Genomic DNA, 26,382 nt, shown 5'->3' on the forward strand with positions numbered 1-26,382 from the left:
AGACATTGATCCAGAACAAATTTAGGAACAATGGGGCCCACGGCATGGCTTTCTGTTAAAAATAAACAAGCACTGCCCTTTCCCGCTCAGAGCGCATGACTAACCAGCCCACCGCATCGGTTCCCTTTCAACGCCCCTGGCACGACTATCTCAAATTCAGCACCGATCACAAAGTCATTGGCATTCAATATTTACTGATGTCCTTCTGCTTCTTCTTAGTGGCGGGATTATTGGCCATGATTATCCGGGCAGAATTACTCACCCCCCAATTGGACGTGGTGGACCGTAGCCTCTACAACGGTCTATTTACCCTCCACGGCACCATCATGATTTTCCTCTGGATTTTTCCAGCCAATGTGGGGTTAGCCAATTACTTAATTCCCCTGATGATTGGTGCCAGGGACGTAGCCTTTCCGGTATTGAATGCGATCGCCTTTTGGCTAATGCCAGTGGTGGGAGTGTTATTGATTGGTAGCTTTTTTCTACCCACAGGGACGGCCCAGGCGGGCTGGTGGTCCTATCCTCCAGTAAGCATTCAAAATCCGTCGGGTAATTTCATCAATGGCGAATTTCTTTGGCTTTTGGCAGTGGCCACTTCCGGCATTTCTTCCATTATGGGGGGGGTTAACTTTGTCACCACCGTTTGGAAATTGCGGGCACCGGGGCTAACCCTGTTAAAAATGCCCGTTTACGTCTGGACAATTTTAAGCGCCCAAATTTTGCAACTCTTTTGTCTGCCAGCGTTGACCGGCGGGGCGGTGATGTTGCTGTTTGACCTTTCCTTTGGCACCACCTTTTTTGACCCCTTTAATCAGGGCAACCCAATTATTTACCAACATTTATTTTGGTTCTATTCCCACCCGGCCGTCTACGTCATGGCTTTGCCTGCCTTTGGCGTATTTTCGGAAATATTGCCGGTTTTTGCCCGTAAACCGCTTTTTGGCTACAAAACTGTCGCTATTTCTTCTTTTCTCATTGCTATCCAAGGCACCTTCGTCTGGGTACACCATATGTTTACCAGTGCTACCCCCAACTGGATGCGAATGTTTTTCATGGCTAGCACCATGCTCATCGCTGTGCCTACGGGCATCAAAGTTTTAGCCTGGACAGCAACGGTGTGGCGGGGTAGTTTGCGACTGAAAACCCCCATGTTGTTTTGCCTGGGGGGAATTTTAATGTTTCTATTTGCCGGCATCACGGGCATTATGTTAGCTTCTGCCCCCTTCGATTTGCACGTCAATAACACCTATTTTGTGGTGGGGCATTTCCATTACGTGGTCTTTGGCACCGTGACCATGGCCATTTACGGGGCAATTTATTTCTGGTTTCCGAAAATGACTGGGCGCATGTATAACGAAGCCTGGGGCAAACTCCATTTTGCGTTGACTTTTATTGGCGCTAATTTAAACTTTTTCCCCATGCATCCCATTGGGCTACAGGGCATGTTGCGGCGCATTTCTTCCTACGACCCGGAATACACGGCCTGGAATGTGGTGGCCAGTTTGGGGGCGTTCCTGCTGGGCATGTCTACTTTACCGTTCATTGCCAATATGGTGGCCTCGGCTTTCCAAGGCCGTCGGGTGGGTAATAATCCCTGGAATTCTTTGGGCTTGGAGTGGACCACACCTTCACCGCCACCGGAGGAAAATTTTGAAGTTATTCCTACCATTACAGTGGAACCCTATGGCTATGATCGCCCGGTGGATTTGACCACCGAAGTAACCACATAGTATGGGCTTTTTCCGCCGTTGAACCCGCTAACCGAGCAAGCACACGAGGAAATTTTATGGAATCAGGTAATCATCTCCCCCATGTTGAGCCGACGGAAGAACAGGAACCGGATAATTTAGGCTTTGGTTTTCCTGTCTTTTTGATGTCGGAAAGTGTGGTGTTTATCAGCTTTTTTGTTACCTACACCATTCTGCGGCTGACTAATAAACCCTGGTTTCCCCCTGGGGTAGACGGTTTGGATGTGACAAGAGGAGCCATTAATACCATGGTGCTAGTTACCAGTAGCGGGGCCATTATTTTGGCCGAAAAAGCCCTGCACCGAGGAGAAATGAAATTATTTCGCCTACTGTGGTTAGCCACCATCAGTCTCGGCATTGTTTTCTTGTTTGGCCAGGCGGCGGAGTGGGCCGGTATGCCCTTTGGCCTGGATGCGGGATCCGCAGGGGGAACTTTCTTTTTACTAACTGGTTTTCACGGATTGCACGTTTTCACTGGGGTCTGTCTTTTGCTTTATATGTATTGGCGCTCCCTCCAGCCCCACAATTTTGATCGGGGCCATGAAGGGGTGACGGCGATCGCCTTGTTTTGGCATTTTGTCGATGTAATTTGGATTATTTTATTTATTTTGCTTTATCTTTGGCCAGCGAATTAAATCTTTGGCATTGTTGAGACCGAGTATCCCAAAGTATGATCTAGGTAGAAAGATAACTTTTTGGGCAAGATATAGAATCTCCAGGGAGAGGTGATGCAATGGCCGTTAATCTAGAAACTCGCAAACAGGAAAGTGTAACTAAACCCAAAGCAGAGCATCTGATTTTGCTCAATCCAGTTAGTTGGAATACGTTCAATCAGTTACTAGAAGAATTAGGAGAAAAACGAGGTCAAAGATTTGCCTATGACTGTGGAATTCTAGAAATTATGAGTCCTTTGGGTGTTCACGAAAACAACAATCGCTTTATTGATGACCTCATTCGAGCAATCACCGACGAATTGGGATTAAATCTTAAAAAATTTGGTTCATTAACGTTAAGAATTGATCGAACTAAACAGGGAGTGGAGCCAGATTCCTGCTATTACATAGCAAACGAACCCCAGGTGCGGGGCAAGCAACACATTGACCTCACGGTGGATCCTCCCCCCGATTTGGTATTAGAGATTGATATTACCAGTGGCTCCTTGAACAAGTTCCCAATCTACAGCAATTTAGGCATACCGGAGATTTGGTGCTATGACGGCGATCGCCTGGCAGTATTTGTGCTCCAACCGGAGTCGGGGCAGTATGAACCTGTTGACCAAAGTCCCACTTTTCCATTTTTATCTCTAGAACAGGTGCCCTTGGTAATTGAACGCAGTTTGGCGATCGGGGAGACGGCGGCCCTGAAGGAGTTTCGCCAATGGCTAAAGGCCAACCGTTGAATGTATTCCACCTTCCCCACTACATGGTTGGCTGGCCATTTCTGGGTAGATGAATTTAAAGCTTTTCGGCTTTTTCCCGTTGGATTTCCCCAATTAACTGGGCCAGATGATGGCGATCGGCCTGGTAGACTTCACCGCAAAAATCGCAGGTGGCTTCGGCTCCATTGTCTTTTTCGATCATATCTTCCAGTTCATCTTGTCCCAGTATTTTTAGGGCTCCCAAAACCCGGGGAAAGGAACAGCGACAATCAAAGCGTAAAAGTTGCACTTCCGGCAGAATGGCCAGACCAAAATCCCCCAATAATTCTTGAAAGATATCTTTGAGGGATTTGCCTGAACGCAAAAGGGGCGTGAAGCCGGTCAAGTGCCCCAATCGGGATTCCAAAGCGGCAACCAATGCTTCGTCCCGGGCAGCCTTGGGCATTACCTGTAAAAGTAGCCCCCCGGCAGCAGTTACCCCATCTTTGCCCACAAAGACCCCCAACAACAGGGCGGAGGGAGTCTGTTCGGAGGTGACTAAATAATGGGTGACATCCTCACCAATTTCCCCGGAAACTAACTCCACTGTGCTGGAGTAGGGATAGCCAAAGCCCACATCCCGCACCACATAGAGAAAGCCATCCTGGCCCACTGCGCCCCCCACGTCCAACTTCCCTTGGGCATTGGGAGCGAGTTCCACCGAAGGATTTTGTACGTACCCCCGCACGGTACCGTCTAAACCGGCATCTACCAACAGACCCCCGAGGGGGCCATTACCACGGATGCGGATATTTACCCGGGATTTTTCCTGCTTCATGCTAGAAGCCAGCAGTAACCCGGCGGCCATGGTGCGGCCGAGGGCCGCGGTGGCAACGTAGGAAAGGCGATGGCGTTGGCGGGCTTCCTCAGTTAGGTTGGTGGTAATTACCCCCACTGCGCGAATACCCCCATCGGCGGCGGTGGCGCGGATCAATTGGTCTGCCATGGATTGCTGAAATGTTGCCTGAATTTTGTGATGCTTCTATTGTGCCAACTAGCCCCTAGGGAGATCAAACCGGTCGGCATTCATCACTTTAGTCCAGGCGGCCACAAAATCACGGACAAATTTTTCCCGATTGTCGTCCTGGGCATACACTTCTGCGTAGGAGCGTAGGATGGAGTTGGAACCAAACACCAGGTCTACTTTGGTGGCAGTCCATTTCACTTCCCCTGTTTGGCGATCGCCAATTTCGTAGAGATTGTTGCCCGCTGGCCGCCATTGGTAGGCCATATCAGTCAAATTAACAAAGAAGTCGTTACTGAGTACTCCCACCCGATCGGTAAAGACTCCATGCTTAGTCCCGCCATGGTTAGTACCCAACACCCGCATACCACCGATTAAAACAGTCATTTCCGGTGCCGTTAGTCCCATTAATTGGGTTCGCTCCAACAGCAATTCCTCCGGGGACACAGCGTAATCCTGTTTTAGCCAGTTACGATAACCATCGTGGATCGGTTCCAACGGAGTAAAGGATTCTGCATCGGTCATGGCTTGGGTGGCATCCCCTCGACCGGGCAGAAAAGGTACATTAACCTCGATCCCCCCATCAAGGGCCGCTTTGGCGATCGCCGCTCCCCCTCCTAGCACAATTAAGTCCGCTAGACTGACCGGCTTAGCAAAATTAGCTTGGATATTTTCCAGCACCGCCAAGACTTTTGCCAATCGAGTTGGTTCATTACCGGGCCAATTCTTTTGGGGTTCTAAACGAATCCGGGCTCCATTGGCTCCCCCTCGATAGTCGGAGCTACGGAAGGTGCGGGCACTATCCCAGGCAGTGCAGACTAGTTCGGAAACGGTGAGGCCGGAGGCTAAAATTTGTTGTTCAAGCTCCTTAATTTCCCCTTCAGAAAGGGTGTAATCCACTGGGGGAATGGGGTCTTGCCAAATTAAATCTTCCTGGGGCACATCGGGGCCAAGGTAACGGCTCTTTGGTCCTAGATCCCTGTGAGTTAGTTTAAACCAGGCCTTGGCAAATACTTCCGCAAAATAATCCGGCTCCCGATAGAAACGCTCGGAAATTTGTCGGTAGATGGGGTCCTTAATCATGGCCATATCGGCATCGGTCATGATGGGATTGTGGCGAATATTCGGGTCCTCCACATCGACGGGTTTATCTTCCTCTTTAATATTGACCGGTTCCCATTGCCAAGCCCCGGCAGGACTTTTCTTCAGTTCCCATTCGTGGTTGAACAACATATAAAAATAACCGTTGTCCCACTGGGTAGGGTGGGTGGTCCAAGCCCCTTCAATGCCACTGGACATAGTTTCCCGCCCCACACCTTTGCCGTTTTGGTTGTGCCAACCCAAGCCCTGCTCCACCACATCAGCTCCCTCTGGTTCTGGCCCTATAAGCTCAGCTTTACTGTTGCCATGGCATTTCCCTACGGTGTGCCCCCCAGCGGTAAGGGCAACGGTTTCCTCGTCATTCATGGCCATGCGGGCAAAGGTAGTGCGGACGTCCTGGGCTGTGCATAAAGGATCCGGGTGCCCATCCACCCCCTCAGGGTTAACGTAAATTAATCCCATTTGTACGGCGGCCAAGGGATTTTCTAAGCTTTCCCGGTCTTCACTGCCGTAGCGATGGTCACTGGAAGCAAGCCATTCCTTTTCTGCTCCCCAGTAAATGTCCTTTTCCGGGTGCCAAATGTCTTCCCGACCACCGGCAAAACCGTAAACCTTGAGCCCCATCGACTCATAGGCCATGGTGCCAGCCAAAATGATCAAATCTCCCCAGGAAAGTTTATTGCCATATTTCTTTTTGATCGGCCAGAGTAGGCGGCGGGCTTTGTCTAAATTGACGTTATCTGGCCAGCTATTCAGGGGGGCGAAGCGTTGGTTGCCAGTGGCGGCCCCACCCCGACCATCGGCAATGCGATAAGTGCCAGCAGCGTGCCAGGCCATACGAATCATTAATCCACCATAATGACCCCAGTCGGCGGGCCACCAACTTTGGCTATCGGTCATCAAATGGTGTAGGTCTTGTTTAACAGCAGCTAAATCCAGTTGTTGAAACGCTTCGGCATAGTTAAACCCATCGTCCATAGGATTTGTTTTACGGTCATGCTGATGCAATATGTCTAGATTCAGCGCATTGGGCCACCAGTTGAGATTGCCGTTCTGCCCGGTTGTATTTGCTCCGTGCATTACAGGACATTTACTGGCCGGTACCTGATCATTAGCCATGGGTTTTTCCTTACGATGGTTGTGTGGGTGGGGGAAAACTCTGTTTCTTAATTTCCTGGCGGGTTGGGTGCCCATTAATCACATCAATATTGACTTAACCACAACTTGCCGGGGCCCTAGTGCCATGCTGCCCCGGGGTCGCAGATTAGTCAATGGGTAGAATTTCCCACAGGATTAGAGTCTAGAAGCAACTGTTGATCATCGGCCAAATTCCATTGCCATGGGGCCGGCGATCGGGGCACAATGATAGGGCTATCTTTAACGCTGTCACCTCTTTCATGACCATTGCCAATCCTTCCCCTAGTAACTTTTTTCAGCAGTTAGGTCGGCAGTGCCTCAAAACCCTGGCAGATCTCCGTCTGGCGATCGCCCTTTTACTATTAATTGCTGTTTTTAGTATCAGTGGTACGGTAATTGAGCAGGGGGAAAGTTTAAGTTTTTACCAACAGAATTATCCTGAAGATCCAGCTCTATTTGGATTCTTAAGTTGGCAAGTAATTTTACAACTAGGTTTAAATCAGGTCTATCGAACTTGGTGGTTTTTGGGGCTCCTAATACTTTTCGGTTCTAGCTTGACTGCCTGTACCTTTAATCGTCAATTTCCTGCTTTAAAAGCAGCCCGCAGTTGGCAGTTTTATCACCAACCAAGGCAGTTTAAAAAACTAGCTTTAAGTTTTTCGTTACCCGATGGAGATATAAATAAAATTGAGAGCTTACTCCGGGATAGGGGTTACAAAATCTTCCAAGAAGGTGACAGTGTTTATGCCCGTAAAGGTCTGATGGGAAAAGTCGGTCCTATCATTGTCCATGGCGCCATGCTAATCATTTTAGGGGGGGCAATTTGGGGAGCATTGACGGGATTTTTTGCCCAACATATGATTCCCAGTGGTGAAACATTCCAGGTAAGTAATATTATCGAGAAAGGCCCCCTTGCCGACAGTCAAATTCCCAAGGATTGGGGCATTAAAGTCAATCGATTCTGGATTAATTACACGGAAAATGGCGCCATTGATCAGTTCTATTCTGATTTGTCCGTGGTTAATAATCAAGGGGAAGAATTGGACCGGCAAACCATCTCCGTTAACCATCCCCTACGTCATCGAGGCGTTACTTTTTATCAAACTAACTGGGGCATTGCGGGGGTAAAAGTACAACTCAACAATAGTCCTGTGTTGCAACTTCCCATGGCCCCTTTACAAACCGCCAATGGTGGCCAGTTGTGGGGAGCCTACATTCCCACTAAAACTGACTTTAGCGAAGGTGCCGCCCTATTAGTTAAAGACCTCCAAGGTACAATGATCATTTATGACCAAGAGGGCAATTTGACCGATGCAGTGCGGGCTGGTTCTACGGTGGAAATTAATGGAGTGAATATAACAATTAAAGAGTTGGTGGGTAGCACCGGTTTACAGATTAAAGCTGATCCCGGTATTCCTTTTGTTTATCTTGGTTTTGGCTTGTTGATGGTGGGAGTAATGATGAGTTATGTTTCCCATTCCCAGGTCTGGTTATTGAGCGTTGATGGGGATGGTCAACGGGAAATTTATTTAGGGGGAAGAACCAACCGGGCCCAGGTGGCTTTTGAGCGAGAAATATTGGCGATCGCCGAAGAGGCGGAGGTAAGTTCTAAAACAGAAGCTAAAGTTAATGCTTAAGTAAACAAATTCGGTGCAGGCTACCCGCCAAAGTTCCTCCGGTAGGGGTGATATATTTCCTAATGGCGGTATCGTTTTTTGGGCTAGTTAATAAATTGAAATCCTCCCTGAAGAAGGTCAACTTAATCTTGTTCGGTAGTCATCCTATGTTCATCTATCTAAACCCAGGTCCCAGTAAATACTAGTCTTTATTTACTTCAGTTGACCTAAATGATGTAAGTTTGTTAACTTTTCCTCTTTTGCCATAGGGAGCCCATCGCCGATTGAGTTAAAATTAGAAGACTTAGCCTACGCTTCCTAAAGCGATTTGTCCAGTGGTTGCATCAATTCCTAATCCCAAAACAAATTTCCTGAAAACTGTTCCTAGCCAACGGCAAACCGGGGCTTATATCCTGATGGATAGCCTGAAACGCCATGGGGTCAAACACATTTTTGGCTATCCCGGCGGGGCAATTTTGCCCATCTATGATGAACTGTACCGCTTTGAAGCGGCGGGGGAAATTGAGCATATTTTGGTGCGCCATGAACAAGGAGCTTCCCATGCGGCGGATGGGTATGCCAGAGCCACAGGTAAAGTGGGAGTTTGTTTCGGTACATCTGGACCAGGGGCGACTAACTTGGTGACCGGCATTGCCAATGCCCATTTGGACTCGGTGCCCATGGTGGTGATTACTGGACAGGTGGGCCGTGCCATGATTGGTAGCGATGCTTTCCAGGAAATTGACATTTTTGGCATCACCTTACCGATCGTTAAGCACTCCTATGTGGTACGTAGTGCGGCGGATATGGCTCGCATTGTTACTGAGGCTTTCCATCTTGCTAGCACCGGTCGTCCCGGGCCGGTTTTGATCGATATTCCCAAGGATGTGGGCTTAGAAGAATGTGAGTACATTCCCCTCGACCCCGGTGACGTTAATCTACCGGGTTATCGCCCCACGGTTAAAGGTAATCCCCGACAAATTAATGCGGCATTGCAATTGTTGGAGCAGGCCAGAAATCCCTTGCTCTACGTAGGGGGAGGGGCGATCGCCGCCAATGCCCATGCCCAGGTGCAGGAATTTGCGGAAAGGTTCCAGTTGCCGGTAACAACCACCCTGATGGGAATTGGGGCTTTTGACGAAAACCATCCCCTTTCGGTGGGTATGTTGGGTATGCATGGCACCGCCTATGCCAACTTTGCCGTCAGCGAATGTGATTTGTTGATTGCGGTGGGGGCCCGTTTCGACGACCGGGTAACTGGCAAACTAGACGAATTTGCTAGCCGCGCCAAAGTAATTCACATTGACATCGACCCGGCGGAGGTGGGAAAAAACAGGGCTCCCGATGTGCCCATTGTGGGGGATGTACGCCATGTTTTAGAACAGCTTTTGCAGCGGGCCCGGGAATTGGATTACCCCACCCATCCCCATACCACCCAGGCATGGTTAAATCGCATTGATCATTGGCGGACCGATTACCCCCTCCAGGTGCCCCACTATGAGGATACTATTGCCCCCCAGGAGGTAGTACACGAAATTGGTCGCCAGGCCCCCGATGCCTACTACACCACCGATGTGGGACAACACCAAATGTGGGCGGCCCAGTTTTTGAACAATGGCCCCCGCCGATGGATTTCCAGTGCTGGCTTGGGTACGATGGGCTTTGGTTTACCTGCCGCCATGGGAGCCAAAGTGGGAGTGGGGGACGAAGCGGTCATTTGCATCAGTGGAGATGCCAGCTTCCAAATGAATCTTCAGGAACTGGGAACCCTAGCCCAGTACGACATCCAGGTTAAAACTATTATTCTCAATAACGGTTGGCAGGGGATGGTGCGTCAGTGGCAACAAACTTTCTACGAAGAACGTTATTCTGCTTCTAACATGTCCCAGGGCATGCCAGACATTAATCTCCTCTGTGAAGCCTATGGCATCAAGGGTATTACTGTGCGCAAGCGGGAAGATTTGGCCCCGGCGATCGCCGAAATGCTAGCCCACAATGGTCCTGTGGTGATGGATGTGGTGGTCAAAAAAGATGAAAACTGTTACCCTATGATTGCCCCCGGCATGAGTAATGCCCAAATGCTAGGTTTACCGGAAGTGCCGGTACGGGACAATGGTCCCCGGATGGTGGAGTGCAACCATTGCCAAACCCAAAATTTCATCACCCATCGTTTCTGTTCTGGTTGTGGAGCCAAACTCTAACCCATAAGCCAAAATTGAATTCATCCTCCCAGCGGTGGGGTCAGACTTCAGAATACTTTTTTCCTCGGTTTTTCTTGACCATATTTAAAGTTCCACCAAAGGTCTGCTCCACCTATTGGGAAGAATTTTTTTTGCAAACCCCTAACCAAGGCAAGATGCGGCGTTCCCTAATCCATCTGTTATCTTTGTAAAGAAAAATTTACAACTTTGTCCATGGTTATTGCCGCCTCTCCCTCCGTTCCTTGTCCTAGCACCGAGCAGGTGCGCCAGGCGATCGCCGCTAGTCGGGACTTCCTGCTATCGGAACAATATGCCGATGGCTACTGGTGGTCTGAGTTGGAATCCAATGTCACCATCACTGCCGAAGTGGTCATACTGCACAAAATTTGGGGCACAGCGGCCCAAAGACCCCTGGAGAAGGCGAAGAATTACCTGTTGCAACAACAACGGGACCATGGCGGTTGGGAACTGTACTATGGTGATGGCGGTGAACTAAGTACCAGTGTGGAAGCCTACACTGCCCTGCGAATTTTGGGGGTTCCAGCCACCGATCCTGCCTTGGTCAAAGCGAAAAATTTCATTGTCGGCCGGGGGGGCATTAGCAAATCCCGCATTTTTACCAAAATGCATCTGGCGTTAATCGGTTGCTACGACTGGCGGGGTACTCCTTCCATTCCCCCCTGGGTGATGCTTTTGCCCAACAATTTTTTCTTTAACATTTACGAAATGTCCAGTTGGGCCCGTTCTAGTACGGTCCCCCTGATGATTGTTTGTGACCAAAAGCCCGTTTACGACATTGCCCAGGGTCTGCGGGTGGACGAACTCTATGCGGAAGGGATGGAAAATGTCCAGTATAAATTGCCGGAGAGTGGCACTATTTGGGATATTTTCATCGGTTTGGATAGCCTATTTAAGCTACAGGAACAAGCCAAGGTAGTACCTTTCCGAGAACAGGGTTTGGCCCTGGCGGAAAAGTGGATTTTAGAACGACAAGAAGTCAGTGGCGATTGGGGCGGCATTATTCCCGCTATGCTGAATTCCCTGCTGGCGTTGAAAGTGTTGGGCTATGACGTTAACGATCTCTATGTGCAAAGGGGCCTAGCGGCGATCGATAATTTCGCGGTGGAAACGGAAGATAGCTATGCCATTCAAGCCTGTGTTTCCCCTGTGTGGGATACGGCCTGGGTTGTGCGGGCTTTGGCGGAAGCGGATCTAGGTAAGGATCATCCCGCCTTGGTTAAAGCGGGGCAATGGTTGTTGGATAAACAAATTCTCACCTACGGCGATTGGCAGATCAAAAATCCCCACGGTGAACCGGGAGCTTGGGCGTTTGAATTTGATAATAATTTCTACCCTGACATTGACGACACCTGCGTGGTGATGATGGCGTTACAGGGCATTACCCTCCCCGATGAGGAACGTAAACAGGGGGCCATTAATAAGGCCTTGCAGTGGATAGCCACCATGCAATGTAAAACCGGAGGCTGGGCCGCCTTTGACATTGACAATGACCAAGATTGGCTTAACCAGTTACCCTACGGTGATTTGAAAGCCATGATTGACCCCAGCACCGCCGATATTACCGCCCGGGTGGTTGAAATGCTGGGAGCCTGTGGTTTGACCATGGATTCCCCACGAGTGGAACGGGGTTTGACCTATTTACTCCAAGAACAGGAACAGGATGGTAGTTGGTTCGGCCGCTGGGGCGTGAATTATCTCTATGGCACCAGCGGGGCCCTTTCTGCCCTAGCCATTTACGATGCCCAACGTTTTGCCCCCCAAATCAAAACGGCGATCGCCTGGTTGTTGAGCTGTCAAAATGCGGATGGGGGTTGGGGAGAAACCTGTGAAAGTTATAAAAACAAGCAGTTAAAGGGTCAAGGTAACAGCACTGCTTCCCAAACAGCCTGGGCCCTAATTGGTTTGTTAGATGCCCTCAAATATTTACCCAGCCTGGGACAAGATGCCAAACTAACCACGGCGATCGAGGGGGGCGTGGCTTTTCTTGTCCAGGGACAAACCCCCAAGGGCACCTGGGAAGAAGCAGAATATACCGGCACCGGTTTTCCCTGTCACTTTTATATCCGCTATCACTACTACCGCCAATATTTTCCCCTCATTGCCCTAGCTCGTTATAGCCATTTACAAGCATCTTAATGAACCTTGGGGAACCTTGGGGTAATATTCGTCCGGTCAACCCCTGGCGATCGGGGGAAATGTGTCCTAAGATTGAGGGGGTTGCACCACGGGATGTAGCGCAGCTTGGTAGCGCGCCTGCTTTGGGAGCAGGATGTCGCAGGTTCAAATCCTGTCATCCCGATACTTTCCACCTACTGTTGCGCCCCTGCGATAGTACTATGTTAGCCCATTTGATAGGGTTAATTCCTATCGGGGTCGAATGGGAGTTTAGGGTTCAACTCAAGCACCCAACGGTAGTGTTGTTCCTCGACACATCCGCCACCAAACTCAATGGTGTAGTACTCTATTATGGTGTAGTACTCTATTATGTCGTCTGGGTCAATGTGACCAGCAAAAGCTATTTTCCGTACAAGATCATTGATAGCAAAGCATAGAACACGTTGCTTAAGTTCATCAACGTCGATGACTTCTGCACCGATACTTTCAAGGTACTCTTTAGAAGTGATTTCTAAAGAAAATATAAAGAAAAGATGATATCGCTCTTCTATCAGTGTAGGTGGGAAGGTAAAATAATTGGAGCAATAATAAGGTCTCCTAAGGCCATTACTGCCTTCTTCAATTTGTCAAATAAGCAATGGAAGTTTCTCAATAACTGAGGTGTATAAATCACCGTCATCCACGGCTTTAATAAATTAAAGTAACATAATGGCTGAATTATTAATCTCATGTTGTTAAGTATGTTTTTCCATCCACTTTTTGATTCCACCAAGGACGTTTTTGTATATTCTGATAAGCTATCTTCCTAGTCTGTTTTGATTTGTTTAAGAAGTTATCATGCGGAGGCAAATTTTCTATCTGAAGACTTACCATTAAATATACGCTCATCACTATTTCCCGCCATTTTTCTATTCTGGAATAGTCCATCATTCTAAAATCTGCCCACCCCAGTTCATTCTTTATTTGCTTTAATCCATACTCTATCCAGTTCCTTGCTCCATATAAGTTACCCACCTCTTTATATTTTATAGTAGTTTCGAATAAAGCTGAGACGCTAAACGCCACAGTAAGAACGGATAATTTCATCAAGAGACGTGTCAATAGGAGCGTACATTCTAGCTCGTTTCAAGGCACTAAAGTCATGCTCAATATCATTTAAATCAGGAGAATATTTCGGCAAAAAAAGAACTTCATGACCTGCTTCTTTAGCCAATTCTTTAATGGCAGTTTTACGATGAATAGGAGCATTATCCATTATTAATATTGATGGAATGTCGAGGGAGGGTAGCAAATATAATTTTAACCATCCTTCAAAGCCTTCTGCATTCAAACTCCCGGTAAAAACCATCGGCGCAATCAAATCTTTTTTTCCTTTTCTTCTCCCTGCTACTAGATTTTCTCTGACTCCCCTTTTTCCTTGTCTATCTCCATAAACTTTTTTTCCTTTTTTTGACCAGGCATAAATACAAGCCTGGATTGCTTCGAATCCAGATTCATCTATGTAAACTATAGCTTGACTACCATAGAGCTTAATTAGTTCTCTTAACATTCTATAGTACTTAACTCGTTCCTCCCGGTTTCTTTCTCGATAACGTAGTTCTTTTTTTTTCTGTTTATTTTCATTTTCTTTAATGCGTAATATACGGCACTCGGCCTCACTCCAAATTTCTTGGCTCTGTCTATCAATCTTGCATCGGGATTTTCTTCTACGTCTTTTTTTAGAGCTTCCCAGTCTAATTTCCTATGGCGACGCTCTACTTTTGTTGGGCTTAAATCTACTCTATTTAACCATCTGTATATCGAGGCTTTTCCTATTTTATATATCTTGGAAGCCTCAGTTATTTTTCCTCCAGCTTCTATATAAGCTACTACCCTTTGCCTTAAATCTAAACTGTAAGCCATTGTTTAAACCTGTTCATTTTGTACACTCCATAATTTTACATTAAATTCTCTCATCGTTAATTGAAATGACTATACTCCTGATACTTTTGTCATAATACAATACGTTGAATTTGATGGCATTTTTTCCTTGTTATCCGTTACTTGCTAATATCTTTTTTCCCCTCTCTTTCCATAAATAATTTCTCTCACGTATCTTATTCGTATCTTACTTCCGACTTTCCACTTGCAAATTCTCTCTCAAATTTTCTCCATTTGTTCGCTCTTACTCTTTCCTCTTTCCCAAGCTAGACTCCATGATTACTCCTTATAGCTAGTACATATTCTAGATTTTCTTTTTCTAATACTCTTACAAAGTTCTCGCTGCTCTCTCCATATTCACTATCTGCTAATACTACCTTTATATTGAAATCAAGCTCTTTTATTTCTTTGATAATTTCCCCTGCTGTCTCTGGTTTGCTTTTGTATTTATCCCCCTCTTTTAGTCTTGCCTCTGGTTTATATACTTTGCTGATTAATGGTACTGTCATTCCCTTTATAATTCCATAACACATCACCTCTACTATTCCATTTTCTATTTTTCCTAGATTGCCAATATACTGACGCGCAACATAATCTGTCTTTCTTCCTTTTTTCCTATCCCCTGTTTCGTCTATGAGCATTGTTATTGCTTCTCCTTCCGCAAAACTCAGAATTTTATTAATTCTTCTTTCCCTTACCTCCTCTAACGACCAAGGGCTGTTACCGAAGAAATAGTCAAATCCTTGTCCATTTTCTAGTCCTACTACCTTAGCTATTTCTGGGAAGGTTTTTCTCTTGATATTCGCAATTAATCCTAGATACAAGTATTTAAAGTATTCAAAGCTTCTCACTTCTGGAAATAAGTCTCTGTATCCTTCGCAGTATTTGTCAATGAATTGTACTGTTTCTTTTGCTTCACGTGGGGCAACCATATACCACCTCTGCATTTCAGCCTTTTTCCTCCATTCTATCCTACCCACAATGATAGAAGAGCGATAGGTATTCTGTCACCGTAAACATCACTTAGAATGGGAGCCAATGCCACATCAATGCCTTTGGGGTAAAGCCAATGCCCGCCGCCATAACCGTCAAACTTGACAGCCTATCCCTTTCCGATGAGCAGTTTTATCAACTCTGTTTGAACAATCGAGAGTTGCGTTTTGAGCGTAATTGCCAGGGAGATTTAGTGATCATGTCACCCACCGGAGGCGAAACCAGTAACCGTAAGGGCATTTTGATACTATGGCTAGGTCTTTGGGCAGAACGCGATGGCACCGGAATTTTTTCGATTCTTCTGGGGGCTTCAAATTACCCAATGGAGCCGACCGATCGCCAGATGCGGCCTGGTTGAAACGGGAACGATGGGAAAGTTTAACCCCGGAACAAAAACAGAGATTTGTGCCCCTCTGCCCGGATTTTGTGATCGAATTAAGATCGCCCAGTGATGAACTAAAACCCCTGCGGAAAAAAATGCAAGAGTATCAAGAAAATGGGGCTCAATTGGGTTGGTTAATCGATCGCCAAACTCGCACTGTGGAAATCTATCGTCCTGGTCAGGCTGTGGAAGTTTTAGAAAATCCTGAAAGCCTCAGTGGTGAGGCTGTATTGCCAGAATTTGTTTTGGAGTTAGCGTCGATTTGGTAGATTTTTGTAGATCTTTATGGTGTCGCTAAAGGTTAGTTATTCCCAAATTTCACAGGCCAATTCCCCTGCTTTTTGCGAGAAACGAATATTCTCCCGATAATCCACAGGACAATCAATCACTGTGGGCACAGGTTGAGCTAAAGCTTCTTTGAGGATAGGAATTAAATCCGCCGCCGCTTCCACCCGATAACCTTTGAGACCCATACTTTCAGCAAACTTAACAAAGTCTGGATTGCCAAATTTAATAAAGCTGGATTCGCCAAATTGGTTGATCTGTTTCCACTCAATTAGGCCGTAACCGTTGTCGTTAAAAATCAACGTGACAAAGGGAGTGCCCACCCGCATGGCCGTTTCCAACTCCTGACAGTTCATCATAAAACCGCCGTCCCCCGTCACTGCAACAATGTTGCGCTCAGGATAAACCAGCTTAGCGGCGATCGCCCCTGGAATGGCAATGCCCATGGCCGCAAAACCATTGGAAATTAAACAGGTGTTGGGGCTGTCACAGTGGTAATGGCGGGCCATCCACATTTTATGGGCCCCCACATCGGAAATCACCACATCATCGGGGCCCATCACTTGGCGCAGGTCATAAATAATTTTTTGTGGCTTAACGGGAAAACCTGTGTCATTGGCATAACATTCATACTCGGCCCGAATTTCCGCCCGGAGAGAAGCCCCGTAGGGAGTGGGTTTACCTTGGCGATCGCACCGTTTGAGCAAATCCATCAGGGAATCGGTAATGTCCCCCACCACCTCCACCTGGGGAATATAACTGCTATCAATTTCCGCCGGAGTAGCGCCAATGTGAATGATGGGCAAATCTCCAGTGGGATTCCATTTTTTCGGAGAATATTCAATTAAGTCATAGCCCACCGCAATGACCAAATCGCTTTTTTCAAAGGCACAGGTAATGTGATCCCGTTGTTGTAAGCCCACTGTCCAAAGGGAAAGGGGATGGGTGTAGGGCATGGTGCCTTTACCCATGAAGGTGTTGGCCACGGGAATATTCAAACTGGTGGCAAATTCCGTCAGGGCTTCGCTGGCTTCGGCTCGGATGGTGCCATTGCCGGCCAGAATAATGGGGTTTTTGGCCTTGGAAATGGCGTTGGCCGCTGTGCCCAAAGTACGAAAAGCTGCATAAACCTTTTCCCGACTGTCCCGCCGTAGGGGTTTCCCATCCACCGGCATAGCGGCAATATTTTCTGGTAAATCAATGTGGGTGGCCCCTGGTTTTTCGCTCTGAGCCAATTTGAACGCTTTACGAACCACTTCCGGGGTAATGCTGGGGCGGACAATTTGCCTGGTCCATTTAGTCACCGGGTCGAACATGGCCACCAAGTCCAGGTATTGGTGGGATTCGATGTGCATCCGATCTGTGCCCACCTGTCCAGTGATGGCCACCAGGGGCGCTCCGTCCAAGTTAGCATCCGCTACCCCGGTCATCAGGTTGGTGGCTCCAGGCCCCAGGGTGGAAAGACAAACCCCCGCTTTGCCCGTTAAACGGCCGTAAACGTCGGCCATAAAGGCTGCTCCCTGTTCGTGGCGGGTGGTAATAAAGCGGATGGGCGAGTTTTTCAGCGCTTCGAGGATGTGGAGGTTTTCCTCTCCGGGTACGCCAAAAATGTATTCAACGTCCTCATTTTCCAGACATTGAACCAATAGGTCTGCGGTGTTCATTTGCCCCATGGTGGTGCCTAGTTCCCCTAGCTGTGTGAGCTATTTGAAAAATTTGAAATAAAACTATTTTCAAAATCCCCCTCTAGCCTAACGAATCCGGAAGGATTTTGGCATGGAAGTTTGGGGGGATATGATTTAGGTCGGGGAGACAATGGCTAATCGGCGATCGGGGCAATCATCTGCTCTGGGACCACCCAAGCGTCGAACTGGGCCAGTTTCAGGGATCTACTTCGGGTGGATAAACAAACAGGTTCCTAACTCCGGCAAAGGCAAAGTTAGTTATGGGCAAAGTTGCAAATTATGGGCTGTCAATCCATGGGGGCATTTTGATTGAGGCGATAAAACCGCTCTAAACCGAAGGGAACCGCCATTAAAGTCAGTTTTAACGCCCAGGGAGCAAAAAAGAGAGTGACCAAAATCGACAATACGGCCACACAACCTAACGAAGCCCTGACCACATCTTCCTGCACAGTGAAGCACAGGATGGCAGAAAACGAGGCTAAGGCCAAAGATAGGACGGAAAGTACCAACATAAAGCAGTAAGTTCGAGGATGGAGAGGGGAGAATCCAGTCAAAAGCTAAGTTAGGCGATCGGATTGGGGCTAGGCAAATAAACCCTCGGGGCGGCAGACACTTCTATGGAGAAATATCAATCTTTCACCGCTGTATCTAAATATACCATAAAGTTTTGTTAACGAGTGGATAGACTACGGTCAATCCCTCATCTTCGCCTTTCCTGAGACTTGCTGGGGCGGGTATTACCGAAAAAATAGGCAAAAAAATAAGGAAGTCCGCAAGGAGTCTTGCCATGTTTCGACCCTCCGGCTGCTTCCTTATTAATCTTACTCCTCACACACAAATAAATGTTAGCCGATCGCCTAAGGGCGGGATAGCCGAACCTGTAGCAGTTTAATGATTGGCATAGTTTCTGGCTATGGTTGCTCAAGCTCCTAGCTGGGGCGGGGATTACCGTGACTGCGGGGAGAGGTGGGGTCAGCTTCAATGGTTCGGTTTTCCACCACTGAAGTTTGGCCAGTTACATTGGCGTAGGGGATGGGTTCGTGGGCTACCAGGGCAGTGATATTTTGCTCCAACACCCTCAACGGTTGCTCTCCAATGCTCTCGGCGATCGCCGTGCCGGTGTCATCTAGGTAAACAAAATGGGGAATGCCATCCACCCGATAGCGCAACACTTCCGGCAACCATTTATTGTTGTCCACATTGAGCATGGCAAAGTTCACCGAACCGCCATAGTTTTTCTTCAACTCTGCTAAGTCCGGAGCCATGGCTTGGCAGCTAGTACACCAGTCAGCATAGAATTCCACCAAGGTGGGACGACCATTGTCCAAGGCAGTGGCCAGGGGAATGGCCCGCTGGGCTTGGGCTTCTAGGGATATACCCTGGGTTTGGGTTTGGAAACCGAGATAAACGGCCGCACTCAAGGCGATCGCCACTACGGCTAATAAGGCGTTACGAATTTTGGCCGGGGTCATGGTCTAGGGATATTTGTACGAAGTTAGGAATTCTATCCAAGGTAACAAACGAACACTAGGGACTGAACTGATTGCCTGAATTTGCCTAAAGTTAAAACCGATTAGTCAAACTATTCTGTCAGCCATTTCTTAATCCGTTCAATGTCTCGCCAATCGGGCTTACGCTCGAGACCATCATCCAAACTTTCCATCACTCCCGCAGCGATTTCCTGATCAAAGGACATCATTTGCGCCGCTAACTCCACCTGTTCCCGTACACCGGTTTTTTTATTAGCCAACATGGCCAAGGCATAGTTAATCCTTGCCTGGGGATGATAACCGTCAATTTTCACCGACCTTTGGGCCGCTTTGAAGGCCAAAGTTGGCTTGTCGTCCAGGAGATACAGCCAAGCTAGGCAAGCCCACACCGTCGCATTTTTCGGGGAGCTATCGGCAATGTCCTTAAACACCGGGATCAGGGTTTCGGGGCCTTCCCCCCCGTTATATCTGGCGATCGCCTGGTTGAAGGCATCTTCTGGGGAGATTACGGACTCAGTCATGGTCAAAATTAGCTGAATTTGGCAGTGGAATGGTTCAACGCAGTCAAAAAGCAGGCAGATAATCCGCCCAACTCTTAATCTTAGAGGATCTTTGGTGCCCGCCGTGGTCAGCGCCCAAGCCTAATTACCCCCCTCAACAATGCTGTACGCTGATCCCCCCCTCTGATAGACTTTTGACTATTAACACTTAATCACAAGCTAGGGAAACCTAATCAGCAGTTGGGAGGATTCAATTCGTGGACAGCACCCTCGGTTTAGAAATTATTGAAGTCGTAGAACAAGCGGCGATCGCCTCGGCAAAATGGATGGGCAAAGGTGAAAAAAACACCGCTGACCAAGTAGCCGTAGAAGCCATGCGGGAACGGATGAATAAAATCCACATGCGGGGCCGCATCGTCATTGGCGAGGGGGAAAGGGATGATGCACCCATGCTCTACATCGGCGAAGAAGTAGGCATTTGCACCAGAGAAGATGCCAAATCCTTCTGCAATCCCGACGAATTGGTAGAAATTGACATTGCTGTTGACCCCTGTGAAGGTACCAACCTAGTAGCCTATGGTCAAAACGGTTCCATGGCCGTGTTGGCAATTTCTGAAAAAGGTGGTTTGTTTGCCGCTCCCGACTTCTACATGAAAAAACTGGCGGCTCCCCCAGCGGCCAAAGGTCATGTGGACATCGACAAATCGGCCACCGAAAACCTGAAAATCCTCTCCGATTGCCTCAACCGCAGCATTGAAGAATTGGTGGTAGTGGTCATGGATCGTCCCCGCCACAAAGAATTGATCCAAGAAATCCGCAATGCCGGTGCTCGGGTACGTCTAATCAGTGATGGAGACGTTTCCGCCGCCATTTCCTGTGCTTTTTCCGGCACCAACATCCACGCTCTGATGGGCATCGGGGCTGCTCCTGAAGGGGTAATTTCCGCTGCTGCCATGCGCTGTCTGGGGGGTCACTTCCAAGGTCAGTTAATCTACGATCCCGAAGTGGTTAAAACCGGCCTAATCGGTGAAAGTCGGGAAGGCAACCTAGAGCGTCTCGCTTCCATGGGCATCAAAAATCCTGACCAGGTTTATAACTGCGAAGAATTGGCCTGTGGCGAAACCGTATTATTTGCCGCCTGTGGTATCACCCCTGGCACTTTGATGGAAGGAGTCCGCTTCTTCCATGGTGGGGTACGGACCCAAAGCTTGGTTATTTCTAGCCAGTCCAGCACCGCCCGCTTTGTAGACACTGTCCATATGAAGGAAAGCCCCAAAGTAATCCAACTGCATTAATTTCCCTCTCGGCAACTATCCCCAGAAGGTTAAAACCTGGGGAAATACATCGCCGTTTCCCTTGTCCCCTGAAGTTCAGACTTTGGGGGACTTATGTTTTGGTTGGGTCATAGTAACTGGGGTTTGATTACCCGCTACTGATTATCCATATCATTGGTATCGGGTAGGCGCTGATCACGTAACAAGGCTATCATTAAAATTACGGAGAGTTTCAAATAGATAATGATGTAGGATGATAGAGAATATTGGGTAATGAGCTTTTGGAAAAATGTCTACACACTGTCACTGTCCTCAATGTGGTCATGGGAATGTCGTCAAAAATGGCTTTGTCAAGGATAAGCAACGATTCAAATGTAAGAGTTGCCAATATCAATTCACCAATCTCTCCAAAGAACGGGGTAAACCTCTCTGGATGAAACTAGAAGCGGTCTTACTGTATATGAGTGGTATGTCAATGAATGCCACGGCGAAACTATTGGGAGTTTCTACTCAATCAGTGCTCAACTGGATTAGGGATTTTGGCGAAGCAAACTACGAGAAACCGGCTCCAGACTCAGCAATCGTAGTGGAATTAGACGAACTGTGGCATTTTCTTCAGGCAAAAAAAACAAGTTATGGCTCTGGAAGGCATATGACCGTGTTACTGGGAGACTCATCGACTGGGAACTGGGAAATCGTGATAGTCAAACCCTGAGTCGTTTGCTGGAGAGACTGGCAAAGTGGAAAGTGACAGTGTACTGCACCGATGACTGGAGGCCCTATCAACAACTGCTGGATGAACATCCTGATGCGTTTCATGGGATTAGCAAAAGAGAAACAGTAGGAATTGAGAGCAAAAACTCAGATAACCGTCATTGGTTTGCTAGATTTCATCGCCCCACGAAAGTTGTCTTCAGGTCACCCTACATGGTTGATATCACCATGGCAATATTTGCCGAATTTAGGGTCAATGGTAACATAGAACTACTACGCAACTGGCGCCTCTCATTACTTTCTTGAAACTCTCAAAATTTCCAATTCTTAATCCTTGTAGGAGAAAATTGATGTCAACTTTGTATGAAAAATTAGGTGGAACCACCGCTGTCGATCTAGCTGTGGACAAATTTTACGAGCGGGTGTTGCAGGATGACCGCATCAAACATTTTTTCGCCGACGTGGATATGGCTAAACAACGGGCCCACCAAAAAGCCTTTTTAACCTATGCCTTTGGCGGTACGGATAAATATGATGGTCGCTATATGCGGGAAGCCCACAAAGAGTTGGTGGAAAACCATGGTTTGAACGGTGAACACTTCGACGCAGTGGCGGAGGATTTGCTGGCAACCTTGAAGGAAATGGGTGTTCCCGAAGATTTAATTGCAGAAGTGGCCGCCGTGGCCGGGGCTCCAGCCCATAAACGGGACGTGCTTAATCAGTGAAGTTGAGAATTTATTTTATGGAGGCGATCGTTGCATCCTAAAAATTTGCACCCTTTGCCCAAATTGCCAATGGCAGGCCAAAAACTCCCGACTTTATTTGATGCTCTCCTGACTGTTGAGCAGGATATGGGCCAAAGCGTCCACATGCTCTACCTTTAACATTGTCCTGGAGTTTGTCTAAAAAAGTTTAACGTTTTCGGCGACGCTGTTCGTCATTATTGGGGCAGGAATAAGACTAGGTGGATTAGCATAGTCATATCTATGGGCAACCTATGTTTTGGCAACCTGTTAGTCCCCTCAACGCTGACCAGCTTAATTATCAGGGTTCCTATGACCCTAAATTAGTTCTGCTCTCTGTGGCGATCGCCATTTTTACGGCCTATATGGCTTTCTTGATGGCCAGTTCCGCCCTATCGTTGCCGGGGCGTTGGTCACGGAAAATTGCCTTAGCCCTCAGTGGGACTGTTATGGGGTTAGGTATTTGGGCCATGCACTTCATTGGCATGCTGGGGTTTGAGTTGCCCTGCCCCATCAGCTACGATCCCTTGATCACGTTTATTTCTGTTATACCGGCGATCGCCGCTAGCATTTACGCTCTGAACTTTTTGAGTTTCCAGGCCCCGACGGCGAAAAACCTCATGGTGGGGGCTATCTGGTTTGGTTTGGGCATTGGCACTATGCACTATAGCGGCATGGCGGCTCTGGAGTTACACGGCAATATTTACTACGAACTGCCCCTATTTGTCCTCTCCCTGGTCATTGCGGTCATGTTGGCCTTTGTGGCCCTATTATTCCGCTTCCATTCCGCCAAAATTTTCCACACGACCCATGGGCCAGCTTTGGGGAGTTCCGCCCTGGTGATGGGTCTGTCCACGTCGGGTATGCACTACACCGCCATGACGGCCACCCACTTTATCTGCCGCCCCTGGGGAGAATTTTTTATCCAAGGTATTGATATTCAGGAAGTGGCGATCGCCGTCACCATTTCCATCACCCTTTTGACTGGCGGGGTAATGCTGTTTGTTTTGCGGGAAATCAGCATCCAAAATCAACAGCAGAAAATCCTAGTGGCGACGGAATCTTGGTATCGGCAAATTATCGAGTATGCTCCGGAAGGCATTATGGTGCTGGATGCCCAGGGAAATATCATTTTGGCCAATACTTCCATAGAAAAGTTGTTTGGCTATTCCCAAACAGAACTGATTGGCCAATCCATTGCCCTACTGGGCCTGGCAGAACTGTTGCAACAATCCCTCCATCTGCTTCAGGAAGGGGAGGACGTGGGCCCCACCTGCCCCCTAGATCAAGAAGAATTTGAAATCCTCGGCACCCGTTACGATGGCTCGGAGTTTCCCATTGAAGTTAGTTTGACCAGCTTGCCTTCCCTGAGCCAAAGGGAAATGAATATTTTTGCCTCTGTGCGGGATATTTCCGCCCGTCAAGAAGCCCAGCAACAAATTTTGCGGCAACGGGAACATCTGCAGTCAGTGCTCGATTCCGCCCCCGTCGGGGTGGCCATTACCGTCAATGGCATTACCCAATTTGCCAATCCCCACATCGGTGAACTGGTGGATTTAAAAGTAGGGGATTCGCCCCAAAAGATCTATGTGGACCTAGGCGATCGCCAGCAAATGTTAGAAGAACTGACCCAGTTTGGCCGCAGTCAAAGCCGGGTGTACAAAATGTATAATCCCAGAGGTGAAATCCGGGACATTTTGGCTACCTTTTTAGCCACGGACTACGAGGGGCAAAAGGGCATCTTAGGCTGGTTAGCAGATATTACCCCCATTAAGGCCGCCGAAGCAGAAATGAAACGGGCCAAGGAACTGGCGGAGGAAGCCAGCCGCATCAAAGCTGATTTTTTGGCCAATATGAGCCACGAAATCCGTACCCCCATGAATGCGGTCATCGGCATGACCCATCTGGCTTTGAAAACTGACCTGACCCCCCGTCAACGGGAATATTTGCATAAAATTCGGTTTTCTGGTCAGCATCTGCTGGGGGTAATTAACGATATTCTCGATTTTTCTAAAATTGAAGCGGGCAAATTGCCCATGGAAAGCATTGATTTTGACCTGGATAAGGTGCTGGATAACGTTGCCACTTTGATCAGTGAAAAGGCCACCAATAAGGGTTTAGAACTGCTGTTTGACATTGACCGTAACCTACCCCGCCACTTCATCGGCGATCCCCTCCGTCTGGGGCAAATTCTGATTAACTATGCCAATAATGCAGTCAAATTCACCGAGCAGGGGGATATTACCATTGTGGTCAGGCTCCAGGAATACCGTGACCAGGACGTGGTGCTGTACCTAGCGGTGAAAGATACGGGCATTGGCATTAAACCAGAGCACATTGCCAATCTCTTTAACAGTTTTCAACAGGCGGATTCCTCCACTACCCGGAATTTTGGCGGCACAGGGTTGGGTTTGGCCATCTGCAAACGCATTGCGGAACTGATGGGGGGAGAAGTGGGGGTTGAAAGCGAATACGGCCAAGGCAGTACTTTCTGGGCCAAGGTCTGTTTGCAGAAAAGTAATGTCATACCCCACCGATTGGTTTTGAGCAAAGATCTGGAAGGTAAACGGGTGCTGGTGGTGGACGATAACGACCATGCCCGCCTGGTGATGAAAGATTTGTTGGAGCAGATGAAGTTTGTGGTAGAAACGGTGGAGAGCGGGCCGGAAGCCCTTAATTTTTTAGCAGAAGCTGATCGGGAGAACCATCCCCACAGCATTGTTTTCATTGATTGGCAAATGCCCAATATGGATGGCTTGGAAGTAGCCCGTCGTTTGAAAGCCATGGGGTTAAACCATCAGCCGTCGATTTTTATTGTCACTGCCTACGGTCGGGAAGAATTGTTTGTTAAAGCCAAAAGCCTCGGCATTGATGATGTTTTGGTCAAGCCCATTAGTCCCTCTGTTTTATTCGACAGTTTGGCGAGGGTGCTGGGGGATCCCACGGCCCTGGCCCAGGAAATGCGACAATCTTCGGGCATTGGGGCGGAAGACTTGGCCTTGGAAAAATTACGGCGTATTCGCGGGGCCCGCATTTTGTTGGTGGAGGACAATGAAATTAACCAGGAAGTGGCGGCGGAATTATTACGGGATGTGGGTTTCAACGTCGATGTGGCGGCCAATGGTTTAATTGCTCTGGAAAGACTGAACAATAATGCTTACGCCTTGGTTTTAATGGATATGCAAATGCCGGAAATGGATGGCATCGAGGCAACGATCGCCATTCGTCAGAATCCCCGTTACGCTCAGTTACCCATTGTGGCCATGACGGCCAATGTGATGCAGGGCGATCGGGAACGGTGTTTGCAAGCAGGCATGAATGACCATTTAGGCAAACCCATTGAACCAGAAGAATTGTGGAATAAGCTACTCCACTGGATTCCGGTGGACTCCCCCCTAGCCCCAGAAACGATAGAAGAATCGGCCATCAATACTAGCGATCCAGAAATATCCATTCCCCATATCCCTGGACTGAACAGCGATGATGGTTTGCGGCGGGTTTTGGGCAAAAAAAGTTTGTATCTGAAAATGCTCCATAAGTTTGTGGCCAGTCAAAGTTCTTTTCTGCCGGAAATTACTCAGGCTTTAGGGGAAAAAGACTATGGCTTCGCCGAACGGTTGGCCCATACCTTGAAAGGAGTTGCCGGGAACATTGGGGCCCAGGAGCTACAACAGGAAGCGGCGGAGTTGGAAAAAGCGATTAAAGAGCAGTGGCCCCAGCCAGAGGTTGAAAATTTACTTACCAACCTAGGCGATCGCCTGGATAATCTAATTGCCCAATTGACCAGTAATCTACCGCCGGAACCCGCAACTGTGGCCATAACCTTAGACCAGGGCCAATTAGAAGAAATTTGTGACCATTTAGCCCAACTTTTGGGGGAAGATGATGCAGAAGCCGCCGACCTCCTCCAAAACCATGGGGATCTTTTACGCCAAGCATTTCCAGACCATTACTCGGCGATCGCCGCTGGCATCAATAATTTCGACTTTGAAGCCGCCCTCGCCGCCCTCACCACCGCCCGCCAATTTTCCCAACCCTAGGGGATCAGAAAAACGGATTACACTAAACCCAGTCAC

At 48.1% G+C, this 26,382-nt stretch carries 18 protein-coding genes, 1 tRNA gene and 3 pseudogenes; 12 read left to right on the forward strand and 10 right to left on the reverse strand.

Annotation, left to right across the window (positions count from 1 at the left end; translation table 11 throughout):
• The first annotated feature begins 95 nt into the window (after positions 1 to 95).
• The 3 genes from SYNPCCP_RS07230 to SYNPCCP_RS07240 all read left to right on the forward strand — a co-directional run bounded on the left by SYNPCCP_RS07230 (position 96) and on the right by SYNPCCP_RS07240 (position 3,147).
• Positions 96 to 1,730, forward strand: a complete 1,635-nt coding sequence (locus SYNPCCP_RS07230) for a cbb3-type cytochrome c oxidase subunit I (protein ID WP_010872598.1) — start codon at positions 96 to 98, stop codon at positions 1,728 to 1,730.
• Between the two features lie 56 nt (positions 1,731 to 1,786).
• Positions 1,787 to 2,383: a heme-copper oxidase subunit III gene (locus SYNPCCP_RS07235; protein WP_010872599.1), complete on the forward strand. Its 597-nt coding sequence runs from the start codon at positions 1,787 to 1,789 to the stop codon at positions 2,381 to 2,383.
• A gap of 98 nt (positions 2,384 to 2,481) precedes the next feature.
• Positions 2,482 to 3,147, forward strand: a complete 666-nt coding sequence (locus tag SYNPCCP_RS07240) for a Uma2 family endonuclease (protein WP_010872600.1) — start codon at positions 2,482 to 2,484, stop codon at positions 3,145 to 3,147.
• A 55-nt stretch (positions 3,148 to 3,202) separates the two neighbouring features.
• On the opposite strand, the gene hslO is transcribed toward SYNPCCP_RS07240, so the two are convergent.
• On the reverse strand, positions 3,203 to 4,111 hold the full coding sequence (gene hslO, locus SYNPCCP_RS07245) for an Hsp33 family molecular chaperone HslO (RefSeq protein ID WP_010872601.1): 909 nt from the start codon (positions 4,109 to 4,111) through the stop codon (positions 3,203 to 3,205).
• Between the two features lie 48 nt (positions 4,112 to 4,159).
• Complete coding sequence (gene katG, locus SYNPCCP_RS07250) at positions 4,160 to 6,349, reverse strand: catalase/peroxidase HPI (protein ID WP_020861737.1); 2,190 nt, start codon at positions 6,347 to 6,349, stop codon at positions 4,160 to 4,162.
• A 278-nt stretch (positions 6,350 to 6,627) separates the two neighbouring features.
• Between katG and SYNPCCP_RS07255 the strand changes: the two genes are divergently transcribed.
• The 4 genes from SYNPCCP_RS07255 (at position 6,628) to SYNPCCP_RS07275 (ending at position 12,504) form a co-directional block, all read left to right on the forward strand.
• On the forward strand, positions 6,628 to 8,004 hold the full coding sequence (locus SYNPCCP_RS07255) for a cytochrome c biogenesis protein (protein ID WP_010872603.1): 1,377 nt from the start codon (positions 6,628 to 6,630) through the stop codon (positions 8,002 to 8,004).
• Between the two features lie 314 nt (positions 8,005 to 8,318).
• On the forward strand, positions 8,319 to 10,184 hold the full coding sequence (ilvB, locus tag SYNPCCP_RS07260) for a biosynthetic-type acetolactate synthase large subunit (protein ID WP_010872604.1): 1,866 nt from the start codon (positions 8,319 to 8,321) through the stop codon (positions 10,182 to 10,184).
• Between the two features lie 213 nt (positions 10,185 to 10,397).
• Positions 10,398 to 12,341 carry a squalene--hopene cyclase gene (gene shc / locus SYNPCCP_RS07270; protein WP_010872605.1) on the forward strand — a complete coding sequence of 648 codons (1,944 nt, stop codon included), beginning with the start codon at positions 10,398 to 10,400 and terminating at the stop codon, positions 12,339 to 12,341.
• An 89-nt stretch (positions 12,342 to 12,430) separates the two neighbouring features.
• Positions 12,431 to 12,504, forward strand: a tRNA-Pro gene (locus SYNPCCP_RS07275).
• A gap of 542 nt (positions 12,505 to 13,046) precedes the next feature.
• Here SYNPCCP_RS07275 and SYNPCCP_RS07285 read toward each other — a convergent pair.
• The 4 genes and pseudogenes from SYNPCCP_RS07285 to SYNPCCP_RS07300 all read right to left on the reverse strand — a co-directional run.
• Positions 13,047 to 13,349, reverse strand: a pseudogene (locus SYNPCCP_RS07285) (IS701 family transposase); the annotation flags it as partial.
• Between the two features lie 25 nt (positions 13,350 to 13,374).
• Positions 13,375 to 13,962: a transposase gene (locus SYNPCCP_RS16810; RefSeq protein WP_308417040.1), complete on the reverse strand. Its 588-nt coding sequence runs from the start codon at positions 13,960 to 13,962 to the stop codon at positions 13,375 to 13,377.
• Positions 13,863 to 14,222, reverse strand: a complete 360-nt coding sequence (locus SYNPCCP_RS17600; protein ID WP_010871315.1) for an IS630 transposase-related protein — start codon at positions 14,220 to 14,222, stop codon at positions 13,863 to 13,865. Before SYNPCCP_RS17600 ends, SYNPCCP_RS16810 begins: the two co-directional genes overlap by 100 nt.
• Positions 14,223 to 14,294: 72 nt before the next feature.
• Positions 14,295 to 15,091, reverse strand: a pseudogene (locus SYNPCCP_RS07300) (IS701 family transposase); the annotation flags it as partial.
• A 218-nt stretch (positions 15,092 to 15,309) separates the two neighbouring features.
• Between SYNPCCP_RS07300 and SYNPCCP_RS07305 the strand changes: the two are divergent.
• A pseudogene (locus SYNPCCP_RS07305) lies at positions 15,310 to 15,884 on the forward strand (Uma2 family endonuclease).
• Between the two features lie 36 nt (positions 15,885 to 15,920).
• Here SYNPCCP_RS07305 and SYNPCCP_RS07310 read toward each other — a convergent pair.
• The 4 genes from SYNPCCP_RS07310 to SYNPCCP_RS07325 form a co-directional block, all read right to left on the reverse strand.
• Positions 15,921 to 17,573, reverse strand: a complete 1,653-nt coding sequence (locus SYNPCCP_RS07310) for an acetolactate synthase large subunit (RefSeq protein WP_010872609.1) — start codon at positions 17,571 to 17,573, stop codon at positions 15,921 to 15,923.
• A 299-nt stretch (positions 17,574 to 17,872) separates the two neighbouring features.
• Complete coding sequence (locus SYNPCCP_RS07315) at positions 17,873 to 18,073, reverse strand: riboflavin synthase subunit alpha (protein ID WP_223211363.1); 201 nt, start codon at positions 18,071 to 18,073, stop codon at positions 17,873 to 17,875.
• Positions 18,074 to 18,514: 441 nt separating this feature from the next.
• Positions 18,515 to 19,057, reverse strand: a complete 543-nt coding sequence (locus SYNPCCP_RS07320) for a thioredoxin family protein (protein ID WP_010872611.1) — start codon at positions 19,055 to 19,057, stop codon at positions 18,515 to 18,517.
• 110 nt (positions 19,058 to 19,167) lie between these two features.
• The gene (locus SYNPCCP_RS07325; protein ID WP_010872612.1) at positions 19,168 to 19,596 is read right to left on the reverse strand and encodes a M48 family metallopeptidase; all 429 of its coding nucleotides are present in this window, start codon (positions 19,594 to 19,596) and stop codon (positions 19,168 to 19,170) included.
• Between the two features lie 236 nt (positions 19,597 to 19,832).
• Here SYNPCCP_RS07325 and glpX point away from each other — a divergent pair, with 236 nt between their 5' ends.
• The 4 genes from glpX (at position 19,833) to SYNPCCP_RS07350 (ending at position 26,346) form a co-directional block, all read left to right on the forward strand.
• Positions 19,833 to 20,870, forward strand: coding sequence for a class II fructose-bisphosphatase (gene glpX, locus SYNPCCP_RS07330; protein WP_010872613.1), 1,038 nt, complete (start codon positions 19,833 to 19,835; stop codon positions 20,868 to 20,870).
• Positions 20,871 to 21,138: 268 nt separating this feature from the next.
• Positions 21,139 to 21,869 (forward strand): IS1 family transposase gene (locus tag SYNPCCP_RS16815; RefSeq protein WP_102014009.1). Its coding sequence is split into 2 segments (ribosomal slippage): positions 21,139 to 21,469 and positions 21,469 to 21,869, totalling 732 coding nucleotides; the frame shifts between segments, so codons are not numbered across the junction.
• Between the two features lie 44 nt (positions 21,870 to 21,913).
• Positions 21,914 to 22,288 carry a group 1 truncated hemoglobin gene (locus SYNPCCP_RS07345; protein WP_010872616.1) on the forward strand — a complete coding sequence of 125 codons (375 nt, stop codon included), beginning with the start codon at positions 21,914 to 21,916 and terminating at the stop codon, positions 22,286 to 22,288.
• Positions 22,289 to 22,560: 272 nt separating this feature from the next.
• Positions 22,561 to 26,346, forward strand: a complete 3,786-nt coding sequence (locus SYNPCCP_RS07350) for a response regulator (protein ID WP_010872617.1) — start codon at positions 22,561 to 22,563, stop codon at positions 26,344 to 26,346.
• The last annotated feature ends 36 nt before the right edge of the window (positions 26,347 to 26,382 follow it).

Source organism: Synechocystis sp. PCC 6803 substr. PCC-P (genome assembly GCF_000284455.1).
Taxonomy (GTDB): Bacteria; Cyanobacteriota; Cyanobacteriia; order Cyanobacteriales; family Microcystaceae; genus Synechocystis.